Origin of the sequence: Bacillus sp. L_1B0_5, assembly GCF_000836715.1 — a bacterium.
Lineage (GTDB): Bacteria > Bacillota > Bacilli > Bacillales > Bacillaceae_G > Bacillus_A > Bacillus_A thuringiensis_S.
In genome coordinates this window covers 1-2,467 of sequence record NZ_JXIS01000127.1, presented here as the reverse complement: position 1 = coordinate 2,467, position 2,467 = coordinate 1, and the positions used below count along the sequence as shown (strand labels likewise).

Below are 2,467 nucleotides of genomic sequence, written 5' to 3'. Positions count from 1 at the left end.
CTGTTGCTTTATAGCAATGGAAAGGGCCTTTTTTGTAAAGCGGCTTTTGCTTTCTTGCATGGCATTTTGAAGCAATTTCAACTTTGTTTCTTTGCAAAGAACTTTCCATACAGATACGCCGATTTTCATTTTTTCGCCTCCCTTTAAAAACTACTGCCCAATAGTTGACATTAAATGAGCTACACAAAAAATTATCCAAATGCTTAATACAGCAATTCCTATGAATGATATAACTTTCCATTTGTTCTTACTTAAGTAGGCTTTTGGCATTCCAATAAAATAACCTATAATGAATAAAGCGGATGCTAACACCATCATTTTCAATGTTTTATCGCTCCTTGTTTATAAAAATTAATAATTTATTAATTTACTAAACTAACAGCAATCAGCGCACTAATTAAAATCAAACTAATAAATTGCATAGCACTTTTTAATGATCGGATCATGCTCTCTCTCCTTTCTAGAGGGCAGTTTTTAAAAATAATCGTTCTTCCATATGGATTCCTCTAAAATCCATATAGGATACCCGAAAATAAGTAGGTGAAAAGCATCATAAAAATGGAGGTTGCAAAGAAACCATAAAACCAAATTTGATCAGAAACATTTTCTTCAATACCAAAATAACGATTTAATTTTTTGTATTTTTCTGAAATATATAAGTAAAATTTTTTGAGGAATTTAAATTTAAGGTGAGGTTGTGTTAAAATAGGCTCACCAGACGTAATTTTAATAAGGATTTGTTTCATAGCCATACTTCCTTTCTTAAATTATGATCCTGTATTAGAGAAAGATGTTTTTTGAGCTGGCAGGCTAGGGAACATCTTTCTTTTAAAATATTAGTTTTTTCGTTCTCCAAACCACTTTATCATTGCTTCAGAAGTAATGATCCATTCTTTTCTCTTTCCATTCGGCTTAATAAAGTATTTGATTAAACCTTGTTGAATCATCACTTCTCTTTCTTGATCCGCTTTTTGAGAAAGCCCCTCTTGTAACTTGTTCCTTAAAGTTGAATCTGGTATCTTCCAATAGAATGCGGCTTCACTAGGTGTCATGTAGTTATCAATTGCTTTCATAAATATTTTCCCTCCACAATACTTTTGCTATAATATGTGTAGAAGGATTGGAGGGAATTCCTAGGTTCCCCATGATAAATCCTAATATCATTCCGAAGCCATTTATCACATTGATAATGGCTTATTTTATTTTTCATCCTCCTTCTTTAAGCTTTTCTATACTTTAATTATAAGACTTATAAGTCCTAGATTCAACTATTTTTCATTTTTTTATTTCGAATTTTTTCGACAAATAAAAAGGCCCTATCAAGATAGGACCTTTTTCCCTTCAAATATTTCGTTTGAAATTATGCAGTAACTTTTTCTTTTTCAATTCGCTCATATTCATACTCTAATACTAATTCAGTTAATGTTTCATATTTTTCTTCCAAATATTGATCATAATTATCCTGGTTCCATTCAAACGATGAATCCTGTAAATTACTCTCTGCAGCAACTTTATAATGTTGAACCATCTTTTCTAAAAATGAAGTAGTGTCATCTCTTTCTATATAACAAGAAATCGAAACTTTATTCCAGATTATTTTTATCCCCTCTGTAGTAACAAAAAACAGTTCTCCTAATCCTAAAGGGTATTCAAACTGATTTGTTTCTTTATCAAATCCACTCATTTCATGGATTGTTACGATGTCACCTTTTCGCAAAGTTTTATAATCCTCATGTAAGTATAATTTCATACCTGGTTTATGATTATTAAAACTTGCTCCAATGAGAAACGGATTTTCCATATTGTTACCTCCTATAATTTAGCTTGATAGATATGCAGCTACAATGATTCTTCGGCTTCTCTCAATCTTTATCCTTCTTCATCTGTATAATATATATAGCTCATTACTAGCTAATCACAACTTGAATTTCCAAAATCATTTGAAGAAGAATCAGCACAATTACTTGATGAGTTATCATGATGTGAGTGGAATGTAGATGCGGCTAAAATAGATGATATATAATCTGGATTATCATCCAAATGCGTTGAAGAGTTTGTGGATTTCTTACGTTGTTTACTATTAAATTGTGGTGAATCATTGCAATAAATTTCATCATATCTATTTTCAAACGCGTCTTTGCGTAACTCTCTAAGTTGAATCTTTGTATTTTCCTGTCTTTCCTCTATTAGTTGAGCTTTTCTTTCTAAAAAACGATATAAAGCCCTTATAAAACGCCATAACAGGAATGTGACTATAAAGAAAATACAAGACAGTTTTATAATTGTCATAACCCTAACCCCTTTATTTCACAACAATTTTCACTTTTTCCCCGTCAGGTATTTTCTCCACTTTATTACCTATATACGATCCCGCACCGCGATTATCAGCTGGTTTTATATATTTAATGTCAGCACCTTTTCCGCCCTCGCGGCACATGGCCATAGGATATTCATCCCGATCATATCC

General features: G+C 31.7%; 5 protein-coding genes. All 5 read right to left on the bottom strand.

Features of this window, described 5'->3' with window-relative positions:
• Positions 1–506: 506 nt before the first annotated feature.
• Positions 507–746 (bottom strand): DUF3961 domain-containing protein, encoded by a 240-nt coding sequence (locus tag RT27_RS29055; RefSeq protein WP_043938551.1) that lies wholly within the window; start codon positions 744–746, stop codon positions 507–509.
• Positions 747–836: 90 nt separating this feature from the next.
• A complete protein-coding gene (locus RT27_RS29050; RefSeq protein ID WP_043938549.1) occupies positions 837–1,073 on the bottom strand; it encodes a hypothetical protein in 237 nt (78 codons plus the stop codon).
• A 287-nt stretch (positions 1,074–1,360) separates the two neighbouring features.
• A complete protein-coding gene (locus RT27_RS29045; RefSeq protein ID WP_043938547.1) occupies positions 1,361–1,801 on the bottom strand; it encodes a hypothetical protein in 441 nt (146 codons plus the stop codon).
• Positions 1,802–1,911: 110 nt separating this feature from the next.
• Positions 1,912–2,289, bottom strand: coding sequence for a hypothetical protein (locus tag RT27_RS29040; protein ID WP_043938546.1), 378 nt, complete (start codon positions 2,287–2,289; stop codon positions 1,912–1,914).
• 13 nt (positions 2,290–2,302) lie between these two features.
• Positions 2,303–2,467: NucA/NucB deoxyribonuclease domain-containing protein (locus RT27_RS29035; protein ID WP_043938544.1), on the bottom strand; the 165-nt coding region annotated here is incomplete at its 5' end.

What these genes read in the sequence shown, in the direction of transcription:
- RT27_RS29045 (WP_043938547.1), bottom strand. Translation starts at nt 1,801, where the DNA reads ATGGAAAATCCGTTTCTCATTGGAGCAAGTTTTAATAATCATAAACCA.
- RT27_RS29040 (WP_043938546.1), bottom strand. Translation starts at nt 2,289, where the DNA reads ATGACAATTATAAAACTGTCTTGTATTTTCTTTATAGTCACATTCCTG.
- RT27_RS29055 (WP_043938551.1), bottom strand. Translation starts at nt 746, where the DNA reads ATGAAACAAATCCTTATTAAAATTACGTCTGGTGAGCCTATTTTAACA.
- RT27_RS29050 (WP_043938549.1), bottom strand. Translation starts at nt 1,073, where the DNA reads ATGAAAGCAATTGATAACTACATGACACCTAGTGAAGCCGCATTCTAT.